We start from the raw sequence: 24,555 nt of genomic DNA on the forward strand, positions 1-24,555 counted from the left end.
CAGGGCGCATCAGATCAGTGTGCGGGCTCCCTGACAGCGAAACGCCTAATTGGTTGCCGATATAGCGAAAGGCTTACACGGATCGCAGCGATCGGCTATTTAGCTGAGGCCGTCCGAAGCCTAATCTATGCCCATCTCTGAAGCGCAGGACGCGCTCAGGATCAAGGAAGATCGGCCATCGCCAGGACGGCAACCGGAAGGATTCGGGATGGTCAGGAAAAACCCGCTTCGGCGGGTTTTTTGTTGTCTGCAAGAAAGCGGCGGTGAGCCTTAAGCGCTGTGTTCACTGGCCCGCACTGCTGCCCGGTACCGCCGTGATCTGCTCGATCAACCACTGCAGCGCTGCATCCCGCTCGCGCTGGGCCACGCTGACAATGTCCAGCTGAAAGGCGCCGAGGTCGAACGGCAGATTGAAGAGTTGCAGTGGCAGCAACCGGGCGAAATGCCGGGCGAGCTGGGTTGGGAGTACGGCGGCCAGATCGCTGCTGGCCACGATGTGCGCGGCCTGGAGATAGTTGGGCGTGGTATAGACGACGTCGCGGCTGAGCCCTTGGCCTTCCAACCACTGATCGACCATGCCACGCGTCTGGCCGCCATGGACCCAGAGGTGACGCAGGCGCAGAAATGCGTCGAGATTCAGCGTTTTGCCAATCAGCGGATGCCCTTTGCGCACCGCGACCTGCAGTGTCTCGCTGGCCCAGCGGCGGGTGTGGAAACGCGTCGGCACATCGACGAAACGGCCCAGTACCAGATCCAGCTCGCCGTCATCCAGCGCCGCCGCGGGCAGGCTCGGGGTCAGGTGTTGAATCGCCAGTTGGATGCCCGGCGCTACACTCGCCAGACGGGCCATTAGCGAAGGCATGCAGATCAGCTCGACGTAATCAGTCACGGCAATGACGAAGCGCTGGCGGCTGGTGGCGGGGTCGAAGTAATCGCCGGCGTTCAGCGTGTGTTCGATCTGCTGCAGCGCATCGCGAATCGGCACTTCCAGGCTCAGCGCGCGCGGCGTCGGCTGCATGGCGCGCCCGACCCGTACCAGCAGCGGATCATCGAGCAGTTCGCGCAGACGGTTGAGTGCGTTACTGACCGCCGGTTGACTGAGCGAGAGCCGTTCGGCAGCGCGGGACACGTTGCGTTCGCGAAGCAAAGCGTCAAGCACGCGGAGGAGGTTGAGGTCAAAATTGTAGATATTCATTTGGTGAATCTGAAACATCACAAGACTAAATTTCAAAAATAGTATCGTCATCGTCTATGGTTGGTCTCCAGTTTTTTCCGCCTTGCGACGAGGACAGCTGCAATGAGCCAAACCCGCTTCGATATCCAGACCGCCGCCGTGATCGGCGCGGGCACCATGGGCCGCGGCATCGTCATGAGCCTGGCCAACGCCGGTGTGCAGGTGCTGTGGCTGGACAACAATCCCGAGATGCTCGAACAGGCGTTGAGCGTTGTCGCCGATACCTACGCGCATAACGTCCGGCAGGGGCGCATCGACGAAACCCAGGCCGAAGCGCGCCGCGCATGCATCAGCAAGGCCGCCGACTATCAGGCGCTGGCGGACGTGGATCTGGTGATCGAGGCGGTGTACGAGAACCTCGAACTCAAGCAGAACATCTTTCGCGAGCTGGACGGCATCGTGAAGCCGGCCGGCATTCTCGCCAGCAACACCTCGGCGCTGGACATCGATGCCATTGCTGCCGTTACCGGGCGCCCAGAGCAGGTCGTGGGCCTGCACTTCTTCAGCCCGGCGCACATCATGAAATTGCTGGAAATCGTCCGCGGGGCGAAGACCTCGACAGCGGTGCTCGAGGCCTCCACCGAGCTCGGCAAGCGCATGGGCAAGGTCAGCGTGATCGCCGGCAACTGCCCAGGCTTTATCGGCAACCGCATGCTCGCCACCTATGTCCGTGAAGCGCGGATGATGCTACTCGAAGGCGCCTATCCGCATCAGGTGGACGCCGCGCTGCAGGGCTTCGGCTTCGCCATGGGACCGTTCCGCATGTATGACGTGGTCGGCATCGATCTGGAATGGCGCGCCCGGGAGCTGGCGGGCAAAGGGCAGGATGAGCCCGAGGTGCAGGTCGACAATCGCCTCTGCGAGTTCGGCCGCTTCGGCCAGAAGTCGCGCATGGGCTACTACCGCTACGCCGAGGGCAGCCGTCAGGCCGAGCACGATCCGGAAGTGGATGCGCTGGTGCAGCGCGAATCCGAGCGGCTTGGCTTCCAGCGTCGCGAGATTGGCAGTGAGGAGATCCTTGAGCGCTGCCTGCTGGCACTGGTCAACGAAGGCGCGAAGATCCTCGAGGAAGGTATGGCCGAGTCCAGCGCCGATATCGACACCGTCTATCTCTACGGCTACGGCTTCCCCGCCGAAGTTGGTGGGCCGATGACTTGGGCCGATCGCCAGGGGCTGCCGGCCATTCGTGATCGCCTCAACGCCTTGGCTGAGCGTCACGGCCCACATTGGCAGCCGGCTGAGTTGATCGACAGCCTGGCCACCTTGGGTGGTCGCTTCGTCGACTACAAGCGGGAGGCTTGAGCATGGAATACAAGGCTCCCCTGCGTGATATGCGCTTCGTACTGCACGAGCTGTTCGACGCCACTGCCCATTGCGAGCTGCTCGGTAATGGCCTTGATCGCGAGCTGATCGACGGCGTGCTGGAAGAAGCGGCGCGCTACACCGGCGGCGAGATCGCACCGCTCAATCGCAACAGCGACGAAGAAGGCGTGACCCTGGAAAACGGCGAGGTCCGCACGCCGCAGGGCTTCGTCGAGGCATACCGGCAGTACGTCGATAACGGCTGGGCGAGCATGACTGGGCCGACCGAGTATGGCGGCCAGGGCTTCCCGCAGCTGGTGGCGTGCAACTTCCATGAGATGCTGATGGCCGCCTCGCTGTCGTTTCGCATCTATTCCGGCCTCACCGAAGGCGCGGTGCTGGCGCTTTACAAGCACGGCAGCGACGCGCTGAAGAATGCCTATCTGGAGAAGCTGGTCAGCGGCAACTGGAGCGGCACCATGTGCCTCACCGAGCCCCAGGCCGGCACAGACCTCGCGCTGCTGCGCACCAAAGCCGAACCTCAGGCGGACGGTAGCTACCGCGTCACCGGCAGCAAGATCTTCATCTCCGGCGGCGAGCACGACATGAGCGAGAACATCGTGCATCTGGTGCTGGCGCGCCTGCCGGATGCGCCGTCCGGCGTGAAGGGCATCAGCCTGCTGCTGGTGCCCAAGTTCATCGCCAATGCCGATGGCACGCCAGGCGAGCGTAACTCGCTGTCCTGCGGTGCCGTCGAGCACAAGATGGGCATCAAGGGTGCGGCCACCTGCGTGATGAACTTCGATGGAGCGACCGGCTGGATCGTCGGCGAGCCGAATCAGGGCCTGGCGTGCATGTTCACCATGATGAATGACGCGCGTTTCCAGGTCGGCCTGCAGGGCCTAGGCATCGCCGAGCAGGCTTATCAGGGCTCGCTGGCCTATGCCCGTGAACGCCTGCAATCCCGCGGGCTGGCAGGCGTCCAGCATCCGGACAAGGTCGCCGACCCGATCATCGTTCACCCGGACGTGCGGCGCATGCTGCTCACCCAGAAGACGCTGGTGGAAGGCAGCCGCATGCTGGCGACGTACTGCGCGCGGCAGCTGGATCTGGAACACGGCCATCCCGAACCAGGCTATCGCAAGGCGGCGAGCAAGCGCGCGGCGTTGCTGATCCCGATCGTCAAAGCCTTCTTCACCGATATGGGCCAGGAGGTCGCCAGCTTGGGCGTGCAGGTCTATGGCGGGCACGGCTATATCCGTGAGTGGGGCATGGAGCAGCTGATGCGTGACAGCCGCATCACGCAGCTTTACGAGGGCACCAATGGCATCCAGGCGCTGGATTACATCCGTCGCAAATTGCTGGGCGACGGCGGGGCAGAACTGTCGGCGCTGCAGGCGGAGTTCAGCGAGATTTGCGACCAGCAGATCGATCGGCCAGCACTGCATGAAATGGTCAGCAAGGTGCAGGCGCGTATCGGCGAGTGGCGCGAGCTGAGCGCCGAGATAATCGCCGCGACTGGGCGTGATCCGCAGGAGATCGGTGCAGTGTCGGTGGACTTTCTGCAGTACTCGGCCTATGTCTTGTTGGCCGGGCTGTGGCTGCAGGCGGCGGCGCGGGCGCAGGATGCGCTGGAGCAGGGCGCCGGCGAAGAGGCGTTCTATCAGGCCAAGCTGGCCAGTGCGGACTTCTATTTGCGTCGCGTCCTGCCGCGGGCGAGTGCGCATCGGGAAGCGATTCAGGGCGGAGCAGGATGTCTGATGGCGTTGCCGGAGACGGATTTCGCTTTTTGATCGGAATCGTGCAACCCATCAGCCCCGGATAGAGCAGCACCGGGATGCCTTAGGCAACCAAGCGCCTCCGCCAGGAGAGCCCAATATTCGACACAGGAGGCACCGATGCATCCGTTCAGCTTTGCCACAACCGCTCAACTGATCTGCGAACCCGGCTCATCGCGCCGGCTGGCCAGCCTCTGCAAGGAGCGCGGCGCGCGTTCGGTGCTGGTGGTGACCGACCCCGGCATCACCCGCTTCGGCCTGCTCAACGAGGTGCTACCCGGCTTTGAGACGGAAGGGCTGCAGGTCGCCGTTTACGATCAGGTCGTCGCCGATCCGCCAGAAAATATCGTGATGGCTGCGGTCGAGCAGGCGAAAGCATGCGGTGCCGATCTGGTGATCGGCTTCGGTGGCGGCAGCTCGATGGATGTCGCCAAGCTGGTGGCGTTGTTAGCGCATCCAGCGTGTGCGCAATCGCTGCAGGACATCTATGGCGTGGGAAACGCCAAGGGCCAGCGTCTGCCGCTAATCCAGGTGCCGACCACTGCGGGTACCGGCTCCGAGGTCACCCAGATCGCCATCATCACCACTGGCGAGACGACCAAGATGGGCGTGGTCTCGCCGCTGTTGTTGCCGGATCTGGCGCTGCTGGATGCCGACCTCACCCTCGGCCTGCCGCCAGCGGTGACCGCCGCCACCGGTATCGACGCCATGGTGCATGCCATCGAGGCCTATACCAGCGCACTGAAGAAGAACCCGATGTCCGACCTGCTGGCCCGCGAAGCGCTGCGTCTGCTGTCCGCCAATCTCGACGAGGCGGTGCACAACGGCGGTAACCGCGAGGCGCGCCAGGCGATGCTGCTCGGCGCCTGCTTGGCCGGACAGGCGTTCGCCAACGCGCCAGTGGCGGCTGTGCATGCGCTGGCCTATCCGCTGGGCGGCAACTTCCATATCCCTCACGGGCTATCCAATGCGCTGGTGCTGCCGCAGGTGCTGCGCTTCAACGTCAGCGCGGCTACCACTCACTACGGCGAACTGGCACCGATCGTCCTCGGTGACCGGCTGCGTACGGGCGACCCCACTACCTACGCCGAACAGCTGATTGAGGAGTTCGAGCAGATGAGCGCTCGCGTCGGCTTGCCGACTCGCCTGCGCGATGCCGGTGTGCCGGAAGACATGCTGCCGCAACTGGCCAAGGAGGCGATGCTTCAGCAGCGCCTGCTCGTCAACAATCCGCGCGAAGTGACCGAGGCCGATGCCCTGGCGATCTACCAAGCAGCATACTGAGCCGCGCGCTGCGTCGCGTTAGCGTGGCGCAGCGCTTTGCCTACTCAAGGATTTCCAATGGCTGAACAACCGCAGCACCTGCGCGCCGATTATCGCCACTTCCAGCCTATCACCACGCGCTGGCATGACAACGACATCTACGGCCACGTGAACAACGTCGTTTACTACAGCTATTTCGACAGCGCGGTGAATGCCTACCTGATCGAACGCGGTGGGCTGGATATCCATGAAGGCGAAGTGGTCGGCTTCGTGGTCAGCTCATCGTGCGACTACTTTGCATCCATCGCTTTTCCCGATGCGCTGGAAGTAGGCATGCGGGTTGGCAAGCTCGGGAACAGCTCGGTGCAGTACGAATTGGCGATCTTCAAAGTAGGTGAAGAGCAGGCCTGCGCGGCGGGGCGCTTCGTGCATGTGTTCGTGGACCGCGCCAGCAATCGGCCGACGCCGATTCCGGATGGGTTGCGCACGGCCTTGGAGGCTTTGGCGAAATAGCGGGACGAGGGCGAGGCGGGCCTGAAGGAGCGGCCCGCCCGGAACGTATGTATCAGTCGTGATGCTTGTGTTTGTGCTTCCAGTGACCCTTGGCTTTGCCTGGGTGCCCGTAGTAGCGACGATCGTCACGATAACGGCGGTCACGATGATCATCGTCATCGCCATATTCGTTGCCGAGCGCTCCACCAGCGCCACCGCCCACCGCTGCACCGATCAAGCCGCCGGTGCTGCCGCCGACTCGTTGGCCGATGACGTTACCACCGGCGGCGCCCAGGCCGCCGCCGATGGCTGCTTCGGTGCGGCTGCGCTTGTCGGCACCGACCATACCGCCGGCTGCCCCGCCAACCCCGGCGCCGATGGTCGCGCCGGTCGATCCGCCCAACTGTTCGCCGACCACCGTGCCCAAGGCACCTCCCAGCGCGCCACCCACGGCGGCTTCGGTATTGCCCGCCAGGGCGTAGCCGCCACAGGTCAAGCCAAGCGAGAGGAGGAGCAACTGCAGAGACTTCATAGACACCTCGAGGACAGAGCCGCCTTGCGGCGAGAATTGCGCCATAGACTGGTGAGTCCGCGTCGAGTTCCCGCTTCGGTTGTTCGCTTGCCAGCTTTGTGAGCTGGTTCACGATTCATCCGCCAGAGGATAGGAATGCTCTCAGAGCAGGCTCTCGCGACTCCATTGTTCCAGCGCCTGGGTTAACGGCAGCACCTCGCCAGGACGGCTCAAGGCGTACCCGGGTAGTTGACTGATGCGCGCCTGGAATTCCGGGTTCTGCAGCACCCGTAGCAGCGCGGCCATGGCCGGTAGCTCAAGACTATCCTCGCGGCACAGCAGGCAGTAGTGCTCGCGGGCCATGGGCAGGAAGGTCAGACCGAACTGGCGTGCTGCCGCCTCGACCCCGAAGCCGACGTCGGCCATGCCGCTGGCCACGTAGGCGGCCACTGCGGCATGGGTAAATTCCTCGTTGTGGAAACCCTTGATCGCGGTGCTGTCCAGCTCGTCGCGGCGCAATAGATCTTCGAGCAGCAAACGCGTGCCCGAACCTGGCTCGCGGTTGACGAAGCGCAGCTCGCCACGCGCCAGGTCCGCCAACCCCTCGACGCCGTGCGGATTGCCGGGGGCCAGCATCAATCCCTGGGTGCGCACGACGAAGGTGATTACCCGCTGGTCGGGCCGCAGCCACGGCTGTATGCGGTTCATGCTGAGCGCGCCGAGCGGCCCGGCCGGCACATGCAGGCCGGCGACTTCGCAGTCGTGGCGATGCAGGGCGATCATCGCCTCGCTACCGCTGCGAAACTGCACCTCCCACTGCCAGCTCGGGTCGCGCTCCAGCCACTCGCGCAGCGCCGCCACGGCGAAACCGTGGCTGGCGTGAATGCGCAGGCCCGGGTTGCTGGCTTGCAGCACCCGGTTCAGTTCCAGCTCCAGCTCGCCGGCCAGGTTGTCCAGCTGAGGCGATAGCCGCGCGCGAATCCGTTGGTCGGCCCACAGCAGTTTTTCCCCCAGCGGCGCCAGACGTGCGCCCTTGCCGCGTTCCAGATCGATAAGTGGGCTGCCGAAGAAGGCCTGCCATTTGCCCAGCAGGTTCCAGGCATGGCGATAGGAATAGCCGACGCGGGCAGCGGCTTCGGTCAGCTTGCCGGTGTCGTGCACGGCCTGCAGAAGTTCCAGACCTTGGGGATCGAGGCTGCTGCCGTCGCGTTGATGAAAACGCCAACGTGGCTGGATTTCGATGCGTATCATATGCTCAAGACTTCATATTTGTTCGGCTGATTGCCCATGATAGTGTGCCGCACATGGGCGCTCTGCGGCCAAGTATAAGAACTTTTATTCATATGTGGCGATCCTTCGAACGCCACCTGGGATAAGCGTCAATCAACCGTGGGAGGTTGTGAAGAAATCGTCGCGAGTGAAGGCAGATTGCGTTTCGCCGGAGCGCAGCAAGCGGAATGTATTGAAATACATGAGCATTGCGAGCACCGCCCGAAATGCGAGATGCCGAACGCAGTAGATTTCCTCACAAGCTCTGATGCGCTTGTCTCCCGACAGTACCGGTATAGCCGCCGGCTGGAGCATAGAACATGGCCATTCTTCCCCAGCGCTTCGCCCCCGAGCAGTGCCAGGCCGTCGCCCGTGAGGTACTGGCCGCCCACCGCGGTCGGCCAGGCGCCCTGTTACCCATCCTGCACGACATCCAGGATCGCCTCGGTGCGGTGCCGCCGGAGCTGCTGCCGATGATTGCCGAGGACCTCAGCCTGTCGCGTGCCGAAGTGCACGGCGTGGTCAGCTTCTACCACGACTTTCGCGCCACGCCGCCGGGCCGTCAGGTGCTCAAGCTGTGCCAGGCCGAAGCCTGCCGCTCGATGGGGGTCAAGGCCTTGACTGCCGAACTCGAGGAAAAGCTCGGCCTGCCGCTCGGCGAGACCCGCGAAGACGGCAGCCTCACCTTCGAGCCGGTGTATTGCCTGGGCAATTGCGCCTGCGCGCCGAACGCCATGCTCAACGGCGAGCTGCATGGCCGCGTCGATGCCGAGGGTCTGTTGGAACTGTTGGCTGAACAGGAGGTTCGCGCATGAGCGAGTCCATTACCGTTTACGTACCGCGTGACGTCACCGCGCTGAGCCTGGGTGCCGACAAGGTCGCCCAGACCATTGCCGCCGAGGCTGCGGCTCGTGGCCTCGACGTAAAGCTGGTGCGCAATGGCTCGCGTGGGCTGTTCTGGCTCGAGCCGCTGGTCGAAGTCGCCACCGCCGCCGGCCGTGTCGCCTATGGTCCGGTCAAGGCCAAGGATGTCGCCGGACTGTTCGATGCCGGGTTCCTGTCGGGCGGCGAGCATCCGCTGGGCCAGGGTCTGACCGAGGAGATCGAGTACCTCAAGCGTCAGGAACGCCTGACCTTTGCCCGCGCTGGCATCACCGATCCGTTGTCGCTGGATGACTATATCGCTCACGACGGCTATCGCGGGCTCAAGCGTGCTCTGGGCATGACGCCTGAGGCCATCGTCGCCGAGGTCACCGAGTCCGGCCTGCGCGGCCGTGGCGGCGCGGCCTTCCCCACCGGTATCAAATGGCGCACCGTGCTCGGCTGCGAGGCGGCGCAGAAATACATCGTCTGCAACGCTGACGAAGGCGACTCGGGGACCTTCTCCGACCGCATGGTGATGGAAGACGACCCCTATGTGCTGATCGAGGGCATGACCATTGCCGGTCTGGCCGTCGGCGCCACCAAGGGTTACATCTACCTGCGTTCGGAATACCCACACGCCGAGGCGGTGCTGCTCGAGACCATCGCCCGCGCCAACGCCGCCGGCTACCTGGGGGACAACGTGCTCGGCAGCGGTAAGGCCTTCCACCTGGAGCTGCGCCGTGGCGCCGGCGCCTATATCTGTGGCGAGGAAACCGCGCTGCTGGAGAGCGTCGAGGGCAAACGCGGCACCGTGCGGCCGAAGCCGCCGCTGCCGGCCATCGAAGGCCTGTTCGGCCAGCCGACGGTGATCAACAACGTGATCTCGCTGGCCTCGGTGCCGATCATCCTCGACAAGGGCGGCGCCTATTACAAGGATTACGGCATGGGCCGCTCGCTTGGCACTCTGCCGATCCAGCTGACCGGCAACATCGCGCGTGGCGGCCTGATCGAGAAGGCCTTCGGCATCACCCTGCGCGAGCTGCTATATGAATATGGTGGAGGTTCGGCCAGTGGCCGGCCGATCCGTGCGGTGCAGGTGGGCGGCCCGCTGGGTGCCTATCTGCCGGAGTCGCAGTTCGATACCCCGCTGGACTACGAGGCCTTCGCCGCCCTCGGCGCGGTGCTCGGTCACGGCGGCATCGTGGTGTTCGACGATACGGTCGACCTGGCCGAGATGGCGCGCTACGCCATGGAATTCTGCGCGGTGGAATCCTGCGGTAAGTGCACGCCCTGCCGGATCGGTTCGACCCGTGGCGAGGAGCTGCTCGACCAAATCATCGTCGCCCGTTCCGAAGGGCCGCAGCCGGGCCGTATCGAGCTGCTCAAGAGCCTCTGCGACACCATGCTCGGCGCCTCGCTCTGTGCCCTCGGCGGGATGACGCCCTACCCGGTGATGAGCGCTATCAACCACTTTCCCGAGGACTTCGGGGTGTCGCCAGACACCGCCGAAGCCCGCTGATTCGGAGGCACAGACATGGCCCTGTATCGTGAACTCGACTATGGCACCCCCGCCCGCACCGGCGCCCCGGTAACGGTGGAAATCGACGGCACCGCCATCACCGTGCCAGCTGGCACCTCGGTCATGCGCGCTGCACAAGAGGCTGGCATCGCCGTGCCCAAGTTGTGCGCCAGTGACAGCCTGGAGCCGTTCGGCTCATGTCGCCTGTGTACCGTGGAAATCGAGGGCCGCCGCGGTTATCCGGCGTCCTGTACCACTCCGGTTGAGCCGGGTATGAAAGTGCGCACACAGAGCCCCAAGCTCGCCGAACTGCGCCGCGGCACCATGGAGCTGTACATCTCCGATCACCCGCTGGACTGCCTGACCTGCTCGGCCAACGGTAACTGCGAACTGCAGGACATGGCTGGTGTGGTTGGCCTGCGCGAGGTGCGCTACGACCCGGTGAAGACTCACCTGGCCGAGCCCAAAGACGAATCCAACCCCTATTTCACCTACGACCCATCCAAGTGCATCGTCTGCAACCGTTGCGTGCGGGCCTGTGAAGAAGTGCAGGGCACTTTCGCCCTGACGATCGACGGCCGTGGCTTCGACTCGCGAGTGGCCGCCAGCCAGGACGAAAGCTTCATCGATTCCGAGTGCGTTTCCTGTGGCGCCTGCGTGAATGCCTGCCCGACCGCCACCCTGACTGAGAAGTCGCTGATCGAGATGGGCCAGGCCGAACGCAGCGTGACCACCACCTGCGCCTATTGCGGCGTTGGCTGCTCGTTCAAGGCCGAGGTCAAGGGCAACGAAGTGGTGCGCATGGTGCCGAACAAGGACGGCCACGCCAACCACGGCCATGCCTGCGTCAAAGGCCGCTTCGCCTGGGGTTACGCCACTCACCCGGACCGCATCAAGACGCCGATGATCCGCGACAGCATCAGCGAGCCCTGGCGTTCGGTGAGCTGGGACGAGGCGATCGGTTATGCCGCCAGGCGCTTCAAGGAGATCCAGGCGCAGTACGGCCGCGACTCGGTCGGCGGGCTGACCTCCTCGCGTTGCACCAACGAGGAAACCTATCTGGTGCAGAAGCTGGTGCGTGCCGCCTTCGGCAACAACAACGTCGACACCTGCGCGCGGGTCTGCCATTCACCGACCGGCTATGGCCTCAAGGTCACTCTCGGCGAATCCGCCGGTACTCAGGACTTCGACTCGGTGCTGTCCGCCGACGTGGTGTTGGTGATTGGCGCCAACCCCACCGACGGCCATCCGGTGTTCGGCTCGCAGCTCAAGCGCCGCCTGCGTGAAGGCGCGCGGCTGATCGTCGCCGATCCGCGCGGTATCGACCTGGTGCGCAGCCCGCACATCAAGGCCGAACACCATCTGCAATTGCGCCCCGGCAGCAACGTCGCCCTGCTCAACAGCCTGGCTCACGTGATCGTCACGGAAGGGCTGGTCAATGAGGTCTTCGTCGCCGAGCGCTGCGAGGCCGAGGCCTTCGAGCAATGGCGTTCCTTCGTCAGCGAGCAGCGCAACAGCCCCGAGGCCATGCAGGAGCTGACCGGCGTGCCGGCCGCCGAGGTACGCGCAGCCGCCCGGCTGTACGCCACCGGCGGCAACGCCGCGATCTACTACGGCCTGGGCGTCACCGAGCACAGCCAGGGCTCGTCCACCGTCATGGCGATCGCCAACCTGGCCATGGCCACTGGCAACATCGGTCGCCCGGGCGTTGGGGTGAATCCGCTGCGCGGACAGAACAACGTGCAGGGCTCCTGCGACATGGGCTCCTTCCCGCATGAATTGCCGGGCTACCGCCATGTCTCGGATCCGGTGGTGCGGCCTCAATTCGAGGCCGCCTGGGGCGTCCAGTTGCTCGACGAGCCGGGTCTGCGCATTCCCAACATGCTCGCCGCGGCCCACGCCGGCACCTTCAAGGGCCTCTACGTGCAGGGCGAGGATCCGGCGCAATCCGATCCGGATACGCAGCACGTCACCGACGCGCTCAAGGCCATGGAGTGCGTGGTGGTGCAGGACCTCTTCCTCAACGAAACCGCCAAATACGCCCATGTGTTCCTGCCGGGCGCCTCTTTCTTGGAGAAGAACGGCACCTTTACCAACGCCGAGCGGCGCATTTCACCGGTGCGCAAGGTGATGCCCGCGCTGGCCGGCAAGGAAGACTGGGAAGTGACAGTGGCGCTGTCCAACGCCCTCGGCTACCCGATGAACTACACCCATCCGTCGCAGATCATGGACGAGATCGCCCGCCTGACCCCGACCTTCACTGGCGTCAGCTACGCCAAGCTCGACCGGATGGGCAGTATCCAGTGGCCGTGCAACGACGAGGCGCCGGAAGGTACGCCGATCATGCATGAGGACGCGTTCGTGCGTGGCAAGGGTCGCTTCATGGTCACCGAGTACATCCCGACCGAAGAGCGCACCTCGCGCAAGCGTCCGCTGGTGCTCACCACCGGCCGCATCCTGTCGCAGTACAACGTTGGCGCACAGACCCGGCGCACCGCCAACGGCGCCTGGCACGCCGAGGACATTCTCGAACTGCATCCAGTGGATGCCGAGGACCGTGGGATCAACGATGGCGACTGGGTCGGCATCAACAGCCGTGCCGGCGAGACGGTGATGCGCGCCAAGGTCACCGAGCGCATGCAGCCGGGTGTGGTCTACACCACCTTCCACCACCCGGAATCCGGCGCCAACGTGATCACCACCGACAACTCGGACTGGGCCACCAACTGTCCCGAGTACAAGGTGACTGCGGTACAGGTGCACAAGGTCGAGGTGCCGTCGAAGTGGCAGCAGGAGTTCGAGGCCTTCACCCGCGAGCAGGTCGAGTTCCTGCCGCGCATCCAGGTCACCCAGCTGTAAACCCCAGCGGCGGGCCTTCGCGGCCCGCCGTTGGCTCCTGTTTTCTCTTCAGCGCATCGAGGTGTGCAGATGGGCATGAATGCCACGCAACTGATCAAGATGGCCAACCAGATCGGCGCCTTCTTCGCCTCCCAACCCGACCCCGCCCAGGCGCGCAGCGAATTCGCCCAGCACCTCAGGCGCCAGTGGGACCCGCAGATGCGCACCGCACTCTATGCGCATCTGGACGCCCACGGCGGCGAAGGGCTCAGCGAGTTCGCCCTGCAGGCGCTGCAAGGGCTGCGTGAGCAAATCGAACCGCAGGTGGCGTGAGCAGCATAATGTCCCGGTTCGGCGTAGGGTGGATGACGGTCTTTTCATCCGCCGTCGCGGCGCTTATGGTGGATCGATAAAGCGCGATCCACCTACGATCATTGCGAGGAACCCAACGCCATGTCACGCCGTGCCTCCCGTCCGCTCGCCGCTGATCGCATCACCAACCCGGCGCCGGAGGCCTACAGCTACGTCGAGCTGGACGCTGCCGCGCAGCGGGGCAATGCGGTGCTGGCCGAGGAGTGCGCCCTGGCCATCGCCTACAACGGCATCAGCCATGCGGTGATGATGGTCTCGCCCAGTGCCCTGGAGGACTTCGTCGTCGGCTTCAGCCTGAGCGGCGCGCTTGTCGAAAGCGTGGATGAAATCTACGACATCCAGCTCAGCCGTCGCGGCGAGGCGTTCAGCGCCGAGGTGCAGATCGGTAATCGTGCGTTCTGGGCGCTCAAGCAACAGCGCCGTAGTCTCGCTGGCACCAGCGGTTGCGGTCTGTGCGGCGTGGAGGCGATCGAGCAGGCGTTGCCGCAACTGACCACGCTGACGCCCAGCCCCTTGCCGCCGGCCGCGCATCTGCATGAGCTGCGCGCGCGGATCAACGATGCGCAGCGCCTGGCGCGGCAAAGCGGTGCGCTGCACGCCGCGCTGTACGTCGACGAGCACGGCGAAATCGTGCTGTGTCGCGAAGACATCGGCCGGCACAATGCGCTGGACAAGCTGATCGGCGCGCTGCGTCGAGAAGGCCGCGACAGCCGGCGGGGCTTCGCCGTGGTCACCAGCCGTTGCAGCCTGGAGCTGATCCACAAGGCCGTGCGTGCCGGGTTGTCGACGCTGGTCAGCCTGTCGGCACCGACCGACCTCTGCGTGCGCTGGGCGCGCCAGCACCACCTCAATCTGATCCATCTGCCGCACCACAGCGCGCCGCGGGCCTACAGCCCCTGTAATAACGCCGAATAGCCCTTCCGCTTCACGAATGCCGCGGTGTTCTTGTGCCGATCGCGCTTGTGTGAGCGGCCCCAGACGATGCTTCAATGCGCGTTGCGCACAGGTGGGTATCCGGTGCGCTAGGAATCGCTTGCCAGCATGTCGCGCACCCGCGTCGCCAGATGATCGACGGAGAATGGCTTGCTGATCATGTCCATGCCGGTATCGAGAAAGCCGCTGCTGGCCGCCTGCTCGGCGTAACCGGTCATGAACAGCACACGCAACCCGGGGCGGTGCTGACGCGCGATGTCAGCCAGCTGGCGACCGTTCATGCCCGGCAAACCGACGTCTGAGATCAGCAGGTCGATGTGCTCGCCGCTTTGCAGAATCTTCGCTGCGGCATCGCCTTCGGCTGCTTCCAATGCGCGGTAACCGAGCATACCCAATACGTCCAACACCAGCAGACGCACGGCGGGATCATCCTCCACCACCAGCACGGTTTCACCCTGCAGTGCCTGTGGGGCCTGTTTCGAGGGCTCGGACAGCGCTGCTGGCGAAGCCATCCCTTTGTACGCTGGCAAATAGAGCGTGACCTCGGTGCCGTTGCCCGGTTCGCTGCGGATCTGCACGTGACCGCCGGCCTGGCGCGCGAAGCCATAAATCATCGACAGGCCGAGACCGGTGCCCTGGCCGATCGGTTTGGTGGTGAAAAATGGCTCGAAGGCCGCAGCCAACACCTTGCGTGTCATGCCGAAACCGCTGTCGATCACACTGAGGCTGACGTAGCGCCCGGGTGCCAGCTCGCCCACCTCCGATGGGCGCTGCAGATGCACGTTGGCGGTGGCGATGTACAGGCTGCCGCCGTCGGGCATGGCGTCGCGGGCGTTGATCACCAGATTGAGCAGAGCGCTTTCGAGCTGGTTCTCGTCACTGTTGGCCGGCCACAGATCCGGCGCCAACATGGCGTCGATCAGAATATGACTGCCGAGGGTGCGCACCATCAGGTCGCGCATCGATTCGACCAGGGCATTCAGATCGACTCGCTTGAGATTCAGCGGCTGGCGCCGGGCGAAGGCCAGCAGTCGATGGGTCAGTGCGGCGGCGCGATTGGCCGAGTTCACCGCGGCATCGATGAAACGCTGGGTTTCGCCGTGGCGGCCCGACTGGTTGTACCGCTGGATCAGATCCAACCCGCCGATGATACCGGTGAGCATGTTGTTGAAATCGTGGGCGATGCCGCCGGTGAGCTGGCCCACTGCTTCCATCTTCTGTGCCTGGCGCAGGGCTTCCTGTGCCTGTTCGCGGCTGGCCATTTCAGTGACCAGCCGCTCATAGACTTCGGCCAGGGCCTCGGTACGTTCCTGCACCCGGCTTTCCAGCGTCTCGTTGAGTTCGCGCAGTGCCTGCTCGGCCTGCCAGCGCTCGGTGACGTCCTGCGCCAGGACGAAGAATCCCTGTACCTGCCCGTTGGCATCCCGACGTGGCAGGTATTGCACCTGGCTGTGGCGTTCCTGGCCGTCACGGTGTGGACTCGAGGTCTCGAAGCTGATGGTCTGTCCGGCGAGGACCGCTTCGATATGGTTCTGGCGCAGCGCGTAGCCTTCCTCGCCAAGCACCTCGCGCACGGTTTTGCCCCGCAGCCATTCGGGTGAATGCCCGAACCATTCTTTGTAATAGTGGTTGTTGAAACGAAAACGCTGGTCTCGATCGATGTAGCCGATAAGGATCGGCAGCGCATCGGTGATCATACGGATCTCCGCTTCGCTGCGGCGCAGCGCTTGTTCCTCGCTATGGCGCAGGCACAACAACTGCCCGCCGACTGCCTGGCCATCTCTGATCGGGCTGAGGGCCAGATCGAACCAGGCGGCGGCCCCGTCGGCGGTACCGTCCTCTGAAAGACGGTGGTTGCGTAGCAGACACGCCTGGCTGCGGTCGTTGGTTTCGCGGGCTTCGATCAGCTCGGGCCAGATGGCACCCCAGGTGATGGCGACTGGCGCACCCAAAGCGTCAGGATGGTAACGGCCGATCAGCGCGGCATGGGCATCGTTGTACAGCTGCAAGCCGGTCTCGCCCCATAGCACGCACATGGGCAGCGGCGCGTCGAGCAGCGTGTCGAGAAGGATCCGCAGCGGGACGGGCCAGTTTTCGATCGGGCCCAGTGGCGTTGCGCTCCAGTCGTGGCCGCGGATGCGTCCGCTCATTTGACTAGTACCGGCCGGCCAGGGCTCTGGGTTTACTGCCATAGGTTGTCCATCGATGCGCGACGAGCGATTTCGCCGGTCGTCGCGTTTATGCGGCATCGGATGCCTGGTGCGGCGCAGCCAGAGGCTGGGCCTCGTTGTCTTGTCTGTTTGGACGCATCGCCATCCTAATCATTCCTGTCGAATGGCCACTGGCTTATGGGCGACCTCGGGCCGCTGTAATTAAGTCATCACAGCGGCGGTTCAGGCCGGATATCCCTGCAGGCTGCGGATCAGCTCCAGGTAATCGTCGACGGCTGTGAATTCTTCGGTATTTTTTTGCCCGCGCCGACTGTCCGGTTCGCTGACGGCCAACAGGTACGCGATGCCGAAATCACGAGCGCTGCGCAAAACAGGCAGACTGTCGTCGATGAACAGCGATGTGGCCGGGTCGAAGTCCAGATCCGCCTTCAGGGCGTCCCAGAACTGTGCCTGCTCCTTTGGAAATCCGTAGTCGTGAGAGCTGATCAGGCGGTCGAACCAGGGCGCCAGTTCGATTCGCTCGAGCTTCAATGACAGCGAGTCGCGATGGGCATTGGTGATCAGCACCACCCGCTTGCCTGCATCACGCAGGGCGGCGAGGAACTCGTCGGCGGCTGGCCGCAGGGCGATCAGGTCGGCGATTTCGCGCTTCATTTCGCGAATCGGCAGGTTCAGCTCGCGGGTCCAGAAATCCAGGCAATACCAGGTGAGCTTGCCTTCGTGCTCGTTGAATAACGGAGCCAGCTCCAGTTCGGCCATGGCGTAGCTGATGCCGTGCAGTTCGGCGTAACGTTGCGGCAGGAATTCGAGCCAGAAATGATTATCGAAGTGCAGGTCCAGCAAGGTGCCGTCCATATCCAGCAGGACGGTATCGATGTCGGACCAGGGCAGTGAAGCGATCATGGCAGGCTCTTTTTTTCGGCGATTGATGCAATGGTGCGGCAGTGGTCGGTTCGATGCAAAGCGTTCACGGCGATGGCAAAAAGGCGGGTTATGATTGCGGTTCGCGTTTCAAGGATATCCCCATGCGCCAGAAACCTACCGTGCTTGCCCGTGAGATCGTTGCCACCAGCCGTCTGTTCCGTGTCGAGGAGCTGCAGCTGAGGTTTTCCAATGGTGTCGAGCGCACCTACGAACGGCTGGTTGGCCAGGGCACCGGCTATGGCGCGGTGATGATCGTCGCGCTGGATGCCGACGGACGGGCATTGCTGGTCGAGGAATATTGCGGCGGCACCGATACCTATGAGCTGTCGCTGCCCAAGGGCCTGATCGAGCCGGGCGAAGACGTGCTCGATGCTGCCAACCGCGAGTTGAAGGAAGAAGCTGGTTTCGGTGCGCGCCGCCTCGAATTGCTCACCGAGCTATCCCTCTCGCCCGGCTACATGAGCCAGAAAATTCAGGTGGTCCTGGCCCGCGACCTTTATCCCGAACAGCTGCCAGGCGACGAGCCGGAGCCGATGCGCGTCGACCGGATCGATCTGCGCGAGTTGTCGAGCCTGATCCAGAACCCGCAATTCAGCGAAGGACGCGCTCTGGCGGCGCTGTATCTGGCGCGGGACCTGCTGACCGAGCGAGGGGAGTACGTCCGATGAGTCATCCGTATCTGGCCAGGGTCATCGACCTGGTGCGCGACGCCGGGCAGGCGATCCTGCCACATTGGCGCAATGAGGTACGGGTGCACGAGAAGGCGGACGCCTCGCCGGTGACTGCGGCCGACATGGCGGCGCATCACCTGTTGGCCGACGGCCTGCGTGCGCTGGATCCGAACATTCCGGTGCTGTCCGAAGAAGATTGCAATCTGAGCCTGGCCGAGCGCGCCGGCTGGACCCGCTGGTGGCTGGTCGATCCGCTGGATGGAACCAAGGAATTCATTGCCGGCAGCGAGGAGTTCACCGTCAACGTGGCGCTGATCGAGCAGGGGCGGGTGCTGTTCGGCGTGGTAGGCATTCCGGCCAACGGCCGCTGTTACTACGGCGGCGCCGAATTCGGTGCCTGGCGTGCCGAAGCCGATGGCGCGGCCCAGCCGTTGCAGGTGCGCCATGAACCGGCCGAGGGGTTCACCGTGGTCGCCAGCCGTCGTCATTCGAGCCCGGCGCAGGAGCAGTTACTGGACGGGCTGCGCCAGCGCTTCGGCGAGCTGGTGCTGGCCAGCGTCGGCAGTTCGTTGAAGTTCTGCCTGCTGGCCGAGGGCGCTGCCGACTGCTATCCGCGACTGGCGCCAACTTCGCAGTGGGACACCGCCGCCGCCCAGGGCGTGCTCGAGGGTGCAGGGGGCGAGGTGTTGGACATTGGCGGCGCCACGCTGACGTACGAGGCACGTGAAAGCTATCTCAACCCATCCTTCCTGGCGTTGCCACGCGGTGTGGCGTGGCGTGCCGGGCTGATCGAGCTGGCGAACCGCTGAGTCGCTGGGCTATCGGTCATTACACTGAACGCGGTCCGGTTCCGCCAATGCAGTGCGCACCGTGGCCAGCCGGGGGCCTGAGTCGGATCGCTGGAGCAGCGCAGTGTCATTGAAAACCCCTGTCGGGATACGTCAATGGATCTGGCGCGCCTTCGTTCAAAGCGCGCTGATTCCGCTGGTGCTGGTCGAGGTGGTGCTTATCGCGGCCTACCTGCTGACCAACACGGCCATCCGCGATGCGCAGATAGAGTATCTACGCGAGACAGCGCTTGCCGAGCTGCAAGCGGCGGTGGACCGCGAAGCGCGGATCATCAGTCAGCAGTTGCAGCAAGTGGCGAGTACCACCGCCCTGTTTCGCAATTTCACCCTCCGTGCGCTGGAGGACGACAGCCCGGTGCCGCCTGCATCGCTGACCCTGAGTGAGGGTGGGGTGCGCTATAGCCCGATCGATAACGGCGGCGCGGCCAGTTTCTACTCCGCCGCCACCGCGCCCGAGCAGCAGGATCTGGAAAAGGTGGCGCGCTTGCACCGTCTCGATCCGCTGATGAAGGAGTTGCACGCCGGCAACCCGCTGATCGCCAGCCTCTATTTCAACAGCTGGGACAGCTATAACCACATCTACCCCTGGTTCAACACCGCGGAACAGTATCCGCCGGACATGGACATCCCCCGCTACAACTTTTATTACCTGGCCAACTCCTGGCAAAACCCGGCGCGGCGGGTGGTCTGGACCGACGTCTACCTGGATCCGGCTGGGCACGGGTGGATGATGTCAGCCATCGCGCCGGTGTATCGAGGCGATTTCCTGGAAGGGGTCAGCGGTATCGACGTCACGGTCAGCGGCATTCTGCAGCAGATCGGACGTCTGCGAGTGCCTTGGAACGGTTATGCCATGCTGGTCAGCCGCGACCTCGACATCATGGCCCTGCCCGAGGCGGGCGAGCGCCAGTTCGGCCTCGCTGAGCTGACCGAGCACTCCTACGACGAAGCGATTCGGCGAGAGATCTTCAAGCCCGAGGATTTCCGTCTCGGGCGTCGTCCGGGTACCGACAAGCTGGCCAGCGCCGTCGCCGCGCAGGCTGACGGGGTGCAGCGCCTGAGCCTCGATGATGGTCGGCAGCTGGTAGCCTGGGCCACGGTGGAGCCGACGGGCTGGCATCTGCTGGCGGTGGTGGACGAGGCTGCGGTGTTCAGCCAGACCACGACCCTGGCCAGCCATTATCGGCAGATCGGCTATTTGCTGATTGCCGGCCTGCTGCTGTTCTATCTGCTGTTCTTCGCCTATATGTGGCTGCGTGCTCGGCGGCTCAGCCAGGCGCTGCTGGCGCCCATCGCCAGCATCTCACGGATGATGGGACAGATCGGCCAGGGTCAATGGCGGCCTCAGTCGGTCTCGTCCAATATCCGTGAACTGGACGATCTGGCCCAGCACACCCAGGCCATCGGTGGCCAGCTGGAGCTCAGCGAGGCGCAGCGGACGCAGACGCAGAAGCGTCTCGAACTGGTGCTCGAGAGCTCGACCGAAAGCCTCTGGGAAAACGACATGCGCAACGCCACCCTGCAGCTGCGCGGGCGCCTCCCGTACCGCTTCGGCTTGCCCTCGTCGAAACTCGCCTCGGCGCAATTTTTCCAACGCATCCATCCGCGCGATTTGCCTCGCGTGCGTGCCGAGCTGGCGCGTATGCAGTCGGGAAATGCTACGCGCTATGAATGCGAGTTCCGCTTTGCCGACGCGCTCGGTGAATATCACTGGCTGCTGAGTCGCGGCCGCGTGCTCGAGCGCGATCCGCAGACAGGCGAAGCCACGCTGTTGGCGGGTACTCATGTCGACATCGATGCGATCAAGCGGGTCGAAGAGGATCTGCGCCATGCCACGCAACAGGCCCAGGCGGCCAACGAGGCCAAGACCCATCTGATTTCCAGCATCAGCCATGAATTGCGAACACCGCTCAATGCCATCCTCGGCTTCGCCCAACTGATGCGCATGGACTGTTCCCCTGAAACCGACCCGGAGGCGGCCGACTATCTCGACGAAATCCTGCTGGCCAGCCGCCACCTCAATCAGCTCCTCGCTGACATCCTCGACTGGTCGAGCCTGCAGGCCGAGCGGCCGCGGCTGGAGCTCAAGCGGGTGGAGGTCTGTGCGCTGATGCGAGAGTGCGCCGAGCTGGTCGCGCTTGATGTCCAGCGTCATGACTTGCAGCTGGAATTCGACCTGCCAGCGTCACCCATCGAGGTGCTGGCCGAGCCGAGACGGCTGCGCCAGGTGTTGCTCAACCTGTTGTCCAACGCGATCAAGTACAACAACCCGTCCGGCCGGATACGGATGTCCATCGAAACGGCTGCCGGGCAGGTAAGGCTGATGGTCGAGGACACGGGACTGGGCATCGACGAGGCGTTGCAGGCGCAATTGTTCGCGCCGTTCCAGCGTCTAGGACGTGAGCATTCGAATATCCAGGGCGCCGGTATCGGGCTGTCGCTGAGCCTGGAATACGCCAAGCTGATGGGAGGCAGCATCGGTGTGAAGAGCAAGCTGGGTGCGGGGAGCCTGTTCTGGGTCGCGCTGCCGGTGCTCGAGCCGGAGCCTGTACTGCCGCCCCACGAGCGGCCGCGGATCGTCTACGTGGAAGACGATCCGGCCAGCCAGCTGCTGGTACGCAAGGCGTTGGCCGACATCGGTGAAATCAGCGTGATCGATAACGGCCGGACCGCCCTCAAACATGTGCTCGCCGATCCGCCGGAGTTGTTGCTGCTGGACCTCAATCTGCCGGAACTCAAGGGCAAGGAATTGCTGGCGCTGCTACGCCAGACGCCGGCTACCCGGGAGGTTCCGGTCATCGTGCTGAGTGCGTCCAGCGAGCTCGCTGATGAGATCGACTGTCAGGCTCGCCTGGCCAAACCGCTGGACCTGGACGAGCTGCGCAGGCAGGTCCGCGCCTGTCTGCAGCGCTGAACCTCAGCCCGGACTGAGTCGTCGATACCGCTAGTCGGCACGCTCGCCGCAAAGATCGAGGGCGAACCAGTGTTCGGTTTCTGCCTGTGACAAACCTGCGCCGAGCAGCGCGAACAGCTTGCCCAGCGCGGCTTCACGGGTCATGCCACCGCCGGAGATCAACCCTGTGGCCGCCAGCGTGCTGCCGGCGGCGTAGATGCCGAACTCGACGTGACCTTGCGGGCACTGACTGATTGCTGCCAGCACCACACCACGCTCATGTGCATCCTTCAATACCGCCAGCAGCTCGGCATCGTCCGCCGGGCCCGTACCGCTGCCGTAGCATTCGAGCAGCACACCTTGCACGCCGCAGGCCAGCAGGGCGCGTAGATGTGACGCCTCGATGCCCGGGTAGAACGGCAGCACCGCAAGGCTGACCGACCGGCGCGGCTGGCGATAGTCGAGCGTGGCCGGGATGCCTGGCGCACGTTTACCCTGACGCAAACGAGGCGCGACACCGAAGGCATCCAGCGTCGCGGTACCGCGTTTGCTGGCCCGCACGCCGGACATCAGCTTGCCACTGAAGTACAGATATACCCCCGGCTCGATCCCGGCCTGCAGTGCGTGCATGGCGCCGAAGAGGTTGCTCCAGGCATCGCTGTCAGGCGCACCGGCCGGCAGCATGGCGCCGGTCAGCAGCACCGGCACCTCGAGCCCGAGCAGCAAGAAGCTCAGGGCGGCAGCGCTGTAGGCCAGGGTATCGGTGCCATGCAGCACCAGCACGCCATCGCAGCCGTCCTGCTCGACGCCGGCACGAATGGCCTCGACCATGGCCAGCCAGTTGGCCTGGTTCATGTTGGCGCTGTCGATTGCCGGCAGCAGCTCGCGGAACTGCCAGCTGGGCAGGGTCAGCTGGGGTTGCTGATCCTGCTGCTCGCGCAGCCTGCTGGCGAAGCCAGAGGCGGGCATCAGGCCTTCGGCGCTCTGTTGCATGCCGATGGTGCCGCCGGTGTACAGCACCAGGATGTTTCTGGAAGCCGGCATAGGGGGTCTCCTGTCAAAGAAAAGGGGGCCGCAGCCCCCTGTTCATACAGCGCTTGCGGGCACTTAGTGCTGATGCGCCTGGGCGTTGGCAACAGTCCCGTTCGCCGGGGCTTCATTCGTACCGCGGGCTGGCCAGACGGTCAGATCCAGGTCCAGATCGGCGAAGTGCTTCGGATCGAACACCGGCTGTTCGACGCCCGCGTCACGCTGGCTGTCGTAGTCGCGCATCAGGCGCAGCCCGACCTTGAACAGCAGCGCCAAGGCGATCAGGTTGCATATCGCCAGCAGACCCATGGTGACGTCGGCAAAGCCGAACACCGTGCCCAGGTCCTGGATCGAGCCCCACATCACCAGGCCGATCACCATGACGCGGTAGACCTGCACCGGCCAGCGCTTCTCAGTGAAGAAGCCCAGCGCATTCTCGCCGAGGTAGTAGTTGTAGATCAGGGTGGTGAACACGAACAGCAACAGCGCTACGCTGATGAACACCCGGCCCCACTCACCGACAACGGCCGCGACGGCAGTTTGCGTCAGGACCACACCGGCCATCTCGCTGCCCGGCTCGAACACGCCGGAGAGGATGATGATCAGCGCGGTGCAGCTGCACAGCACGATGGTGTCGATGAACACGCTCAACGACTGCACGATGCCCTGTGCCACCGGGTGCTTGACCTCGGCGACTGCGGCCACGTTGGGCGCGCTGCCCAGGCCGGCTTCGTTGGAGAACAGACCGCGCTTGACGCCCATGATGATCGCCGCGCCGATGCCACCGGCGAATGCCGGTTCGAGGCCGAAGGCGCTACGGAAGATGGTGCCGAAGGCGGCAGGGATATCGCCGGCATTGCTGCCGATGACGAAGATCGCCATGGCGATGTAAGAGAACGCCATCACCGGAACCAGCACGTCAGCGAACTTGGCGATGCGCTTGATGCCGCCGAAGATGATCAGGCCGATCACCACCATCAGCACGATGCCGCTGACGAAGGTCGGCACGCCGAAGGTATCGTTCATCGAACTGGCGACGGTGTACGACTGCACGGCGTTGAAGCCGAAGCCGAAGGTCACCAGCAACAGCAGCGATACCACGATACCCAGCCAGCGTTGACCAAGGCCGTGCTGGATGTAGAACGCCGGGCCGCCGCGATAGCCGCCGTCGGGTTCACGGCGCTTGTACAGCTGCGCCAGGGAGCACTCGAAGTAGCTGGTGGCCATGCCGACCAGGGCCACAATCCACATCCAGAAGATCGCGCCTGGGCCGCCGAGCATGATGGCGACCGAGACACCGGCGATATTGCCGGCACCGACGCGGCCGGCGACGCTGAGCATCAACGCCTGGAATGAACTGAGCTGGCCCGGCTGGCGTTTGAAGGCTTCGCCGAAAATCTGAAACATGCTGCCGAAGTAGCGGAACTGGACGAAGCGCGAGGCGATGGTGAAGAACAGGCCGAGGCCTATCAGCATCACGATGAGCAGCTTGCTCCAGATGAGATCGTTGAGAAGATCGAGCATGCGGAAGGGTCTCTCTTGTTGTTTTGGACGAATGTAAGGACGCAGCCGGGGAATGGTTGGCCAGATGCCTCAGTGATGCAATTGCGCGGATCGCGGCGAACTGACGCGAGTTGATGCTAG

At 64.1% G+C, this 24,555-nt stretch carries 19 protein-coding genes; 12 read left to right on the plus strand and 7 right to left on the minus strand.

Annotation, left to right across the window (positions count from 1 at the left end; genetic code table 11):
- Positions 1 to 283 precede the first annotated feature (283 nt).
- On the minus strand, positions 284 to 1,195 hold the full coding sequence (locus ACL0K2_RS14640) for a LysR family transcriptional regulator (RefSeq protein WP_413042913.1): 912 nt from the start codon (positions 1,193 to 1,195) through the stop codon (positions 284 to 286).
- A gap of 102 nt (positions 1,196 to 1,297) precedes the next feature.
- Between ACL0K2_RS14640 and ACL0K2_RS14645 the strand changes: the two genes are divergently transcribed.
- From ACL0K2_RS14645 to ACL0K2_RS14660, 4 genes are all read left to right on the plus strand, one after another.
- Complete coding sequence (locus ACL0K2_RS14645; RefSeq protein WP_413042914.1) at positions 1,298 to 2,536, plus strand: 3-hydroxyacyl-CoA dehydrogenase NAD-binding domain-containing protein; 1,239 nt, start codon at positions 1,298 to 1,300, stop codon at positions 2,534 to 2,536.
- Positions 2,537 to 2,538: 2 nt separating this feature from the next.
- Positions 2,539 to 4,329: an acyl-CoA dehydrogenase C-terminal domain-containing protein gene (locus ACL0K2_RS14650; protein ID WP_045164156.1), complete on the plus strand. Its 1,791-nt coding sequence runs from the start codon at positions 2,539 to 2,541 to the stop codon at positions 4,327 to 4,329.
- A 105-nt stretch (positions 4,330 to 4,434) separates the two neighbouring features.
- Positions 4,435 to 5,598, plus strand: a complete 1,164-nt coding sequence (locus tag ACL0K2_RS14655; RefSeq protein WP_413042915.1) for an iron-containing alcohol dehydrogenase — start codon at positions 4,435 to 4,437, stop codon at positions 5,596 to 5,598.
- A 57-nt stretch (positions 5,599 to 5,655) separates the two neighbouring features.
- Positions 5,656 to 6,090: an acyl-CoA thioesterase gene (locus ACL0K2_RS14660; RefSeq protein ID WP_045164154.1), complete on the plus strand. Its 435-nt coding sequence runs from the start codon at positions 5,656 to 5,658 to the stop codon at positions 6,088 to 6,090.
- A gap of 52 nt (positions 6,091 to 6,142) precedes the next feature.
- Here the strand turns inward: ACL0K2_RS14660 and ACL0K2_RS14665 are convergent, their stop codons facing one another.
- Positions 6,143 to 6,601, minus strand: a complete 459-nt coding sequence (locus ACL0K2_RS14665; protein WP_045164153.1) for a YMGG-like glycine zipper-containing protein — start codon at positions 6,599 to 6,601, stop codon at positions 6,143 to 6,145.
- 141 nt (positions 6,602 to 6,742) lie between these two features.
- Entirely contained in the window at positions 6,743 to 7,831 is a 1,089-nt protein-coding gene (locus ACL0K2_RS14670; protein WP_045164152.1) for a substrate-binding domain-containing protein, read from the minus strand.
- Between the two features lie 338 nt (positions 7,832 to 8,169).
- On the opposite strand from ACL0K2_RS14670, the gene ACL0K2_RS14675 reads away from it, so the two are divergent.
- The 5 genes from ACL0K2_RS14675 (at position 8,170) to fdhD (ending at position 14,357) form a co-directional block, all read left to right on the plus strand.
- A complete protein-coding gene (locus tag ACL0K2_RS14675; protein ID WP_168422956.1) occupies positions 8,170 to 8,664 on the plus strand; it encodes a formate dehydrogenase subunit gamma in 495 nt (164 codons plus the stop codon).
- On the plus strand, positions 8,661 to 10,232 hold the full coding sequence (locus ACL0K2_RS14680) for a formate dehydrogenase beta subunit (RefSeq protein ID WP_413042916.1): 1,572 nt from the start codon (positions 8,661 to 8,663) through the stop codon (positions 10,230 to 10,232). The genes ACL0K2_RS14675 and ACL0K2_RS14680 overlap by 4 nt, the downstream gene beginning before the upstream one ends.
- A gap of 15 nt (positions 10,233 to 10,247) precedes the next feature.
- Positions 10,248 to 13,091, plus strand: coding sequence for a formate dehydrogenase subunit alpha (fdhF, locus tag ACL0K2_RS14685; RefSeq protein ID WP_413042917.1), 2,844 nt, complete (start codon positions 10,248 to 10,250; stop codon positions 13,089 to 13,091).
- Positions 13,092 to 13,166: 75 nt separating this feature from the next.
- On the plus strand, positions 13,167 to 13,403 hold the full coding sequence (locus tag ACL0K2_RS14690) for a formate dehydrogenase subunit delta (protein WP_230623710.1): 237 nt from the start codon (positions 13,167 to 13,169) through the stop codon (positions 13,401 to 13,403).
- Between the two features lie 120 nt (positions 13,404 to 13,523).
- Positions 13,524 to 14,357, plus strand: a complete 834-nt coding sequence (gene fdhD, locus ACL0K2_RS14695) for a formate dehydrogenase accessory sulfurtransferase FdhD (protein ID WP_413042918.1) — start codon at positions 13,524 to 13,526, stop codon at positions 14,355 to 14,357.
- Positions 14,358 to 14,464: 107 nt separating this feature from the next.
- Here fdhD and ACL0K2_RS14700 read toward each other — a convergent pair whose 3' ends face one another.
- Both ACL0K2_RS14700 and yrfG read right to left on the minus strand, forming a co-directional pair.
- The gene (locus ACL0K2_RS14700; RefSeq protein WP_413042919.1) at positions 14,465 to 16,567 is read right to left on the minus strand and encodes a PAS domain-containing protein; all 2,103 of its coding nucleotides are present in this window, start codon (positions 16,565 to 16,567) and stop codon (positions 14,465 to 14,467) included.
- A 201-nt stretch (positions 16,568 to 16,768) separates the two neighbouring features.
- Complete coding sequence (gene yrfG, locus ACL0K2_RS14705; protein WP_413042920.1) at positions 16,769 to 17,449, minus strand: GMP/IMP nucleotidase; 681 nt, start codon at positions 17,447 to 17,449, stop codon at positions 16,769 to 16,771.
- Between the two features lie 122 nt (positions 17,450 to 17,571).
- Here yrfG and nudE point away from each other — a divergent pair, with 122 nt between their 5' ends.
- The 3 genes from nudE (at position 17,572) to ACL0K2_RS14720 (ending at position 21,903) form a co-directional block, all read left to right on the plus strand.
- Positions 17,572 to 18,138 carry an ADP compounds hydrolase NudE gene (gene nudE, locus ACL0K2_RS14710; protein WP_045164383.1) on the plus strand — a complete coding sequence of 189 codons (567 nt, stop codon included), beginning with the start codon at positions 17,572 to 17,574 and terminating at the stop codon, positions 18,136 to 18,138.
- On the plus strand, positions 18,135 to 18,950 hold the full coding sequence (gene cysQ / locus ACL0K2_RS14715; protein WP_045164143.1) for a 3'(2'),5'-bisphosphate nucleotidase CysQ: 816 nt from the start codon (positions 18,135 to 18,137) through the stop codon (positions 18,948 to 18,950). The genes nudE and cysQ overlap by 4 nt, the downstream gene beginning before the upstream one ends.
- A gap of 103 nt (positions 18,951 to 19,053) precedes the next feature.
- Positions 19,054 to 21,903, plus strand: a complete 2,850-nt coding sequence (locus ACL0K2_RS14720; RefSeq protein WP_413042921.1) for an ATP-binding protein — start codon at positions 19,054 to 19,056, stop codon at positions 21,901 to 21,903.
- Between the two features lie 30 nt (positions 21,904 to 21,933).
- Here the strand turns inward: ACL0K2_RS14720 and ACL0K2_RS14725 are convergent, their stop codons facing one another.
- Entirely contained in the window at positions 21,934 to 22,926 is a 993-nt protein-coding gene (locus ACL0K2_RS14725; RefSeq protein ID WP_413042922.1) for an asparaginase, read from the minus strand.
- Between the two features lie 63 nt (positions 22,927 to 22,989).
- On the minus strand, positions 22,990 to 24,435 hold the full coding sequence (locus tag ACL0K2_RS14730) for an alanine/glycine:cation symporter family protein (RefSeq protein ID WP_413042923.1): 1,446 nt from the start codon (positions 24,433 to 24,435) through the stop codon (positions 22,990 to 22,992).
- Positions 24,436 to 24,555: the final 120 nt, after the last annotated feature.

Origin of the sequence: Pseudomonas sp. YJ42 (assembly GCF_047225135.1) — a bacterium.
In the GTDB taxonomy this organism is placed as follows: domain Bacteria; phylum Pseudomonadota; class Gammaproteobacteria; order Pseudomonadales; family Pseudomonadaceae; genus Stutzerimonas; species Stutzerimonas stutzeri_E.

Coding starts and splice junctions, on each gene's coding strand:
- ACL0K2_RS14640 (WP_413042913.1), bottom strand. CDS start 1,195: ATGAATATCTACAATTTTGACCTCAACCTCCTCCGCGTGCTTGACGCT.
- ACL0K2_RS14645 (WP_413042914.1), top strand. CDS start 1,298: ATGAGCCAAACCCGCTTCGATATCCAGACCGCCGCCGTGATCGGCGCG.
- ACL0K2_RS14650 (WP_045164156.1), top strand. CDS start 2,539: ATGGAATACAAGGCTCCCCTGCGTGATATGCGCTTCGTACTGCACGAG.
- ACL0K2_RS14655 (WP_413042915.1), top strand. CDS start 4,435: ATGCATCCGTTCAGCTTTGCCACAACCGCTCAACTGATCTGCGAACCC.
- ACL0K2_RS14660 (WP_045164154.1), top strand. CDS start 5,656: ATGGCTGAACAACCGCAGCACCTGCGCGCCGATTATCGCCACTTCCAG.
- ACL0K2_RS14665 (WP_045164153.1), bottom strand. CDS start 6,601: ATGAAGTCTCTGCAGTTGCTCCTCCTCTCGCTTGGCTTGACCTGTGGC.
- ACL0K2_RS14670 (WP_045164152.1), bottom strand. CDS start 7,831: ATGATACGCATCGAAATCCAGCCACGTTGGCGTTTTCATCAACGCGAC.
- ACL0K2_RS14675 (WP_168422956.1), top strand. CDS start 8,170: ATGGCCATTCTTCCCCAGCGCTTCGCCCCCGAGCAGTGCCAGGCCGTC.
- ACL0K2_RS14680 (WP_413042916.1), top strand. CDS start 8,661: ATGAGCGAGTCCATTACCGTTTACGTACCGCGTGACGTCACCGCGCTG.
- fdhF (WP_413042917.1), top strand. CDS start 10,248: ATGGCCCTGTATCGTGAACTCGACTATGGCACCCCCGCCCGCACCGGC.
- ACL0K2_RS14690 (WP_230623710.1), top strand. CDS start 13,167: ATGAATGCCACGCAACTGATCAAGATGGCCAACCAGATCGGCGCCTTC.
- fdhD (WP_413042918.1), top strand. CDS start 13,524: ATGTCACGCCGTGCCTCCCGTCCGCTCGCCGCTGATCGCATCACCAAC.
- ACL0K2_RS14700 (WP_413042919.1), bottom strand. CDS start 16,567: ATGGCAGTAAACCCAGAGCCCTGGCCGGCCGGTACTAGTCAAATGAGC.
- yrfG (WP_413042920.1), bottom strand. CDS start 17,449: ATGATCGCTTCACTGCCCTGGTCCGACATCGATACCGTCCTGCTGGAT.
- nudE (WP_045164383.1), top strand. CDS start 17,572: ATGCGCCAGAAACCTACCGTGCTTGCCCGTGAGATCGTTGCCACCAGC.
- cysQ (WP_045164143.1), top strand. CDS start 18,135: ATGAGTCATCCGTATCTGGCCAGGGTCATCGACCTGGTGCGCGACGCC.
- ACL0K2_RS14725 (WP_413042922.1), bottom strand. CDS start 22,926: ATGCCGGCTTCCAGAAACATCCTGGTGCTGTACACCGGCGGCACCATC.
- ACL0K2_RS14730 (WP_413042923.1), bottom strand. CDS start 24,435: ATGCTCGATCTTCTCAACGATCTCATCTGGAGCAAGCTGCTCATCGTG.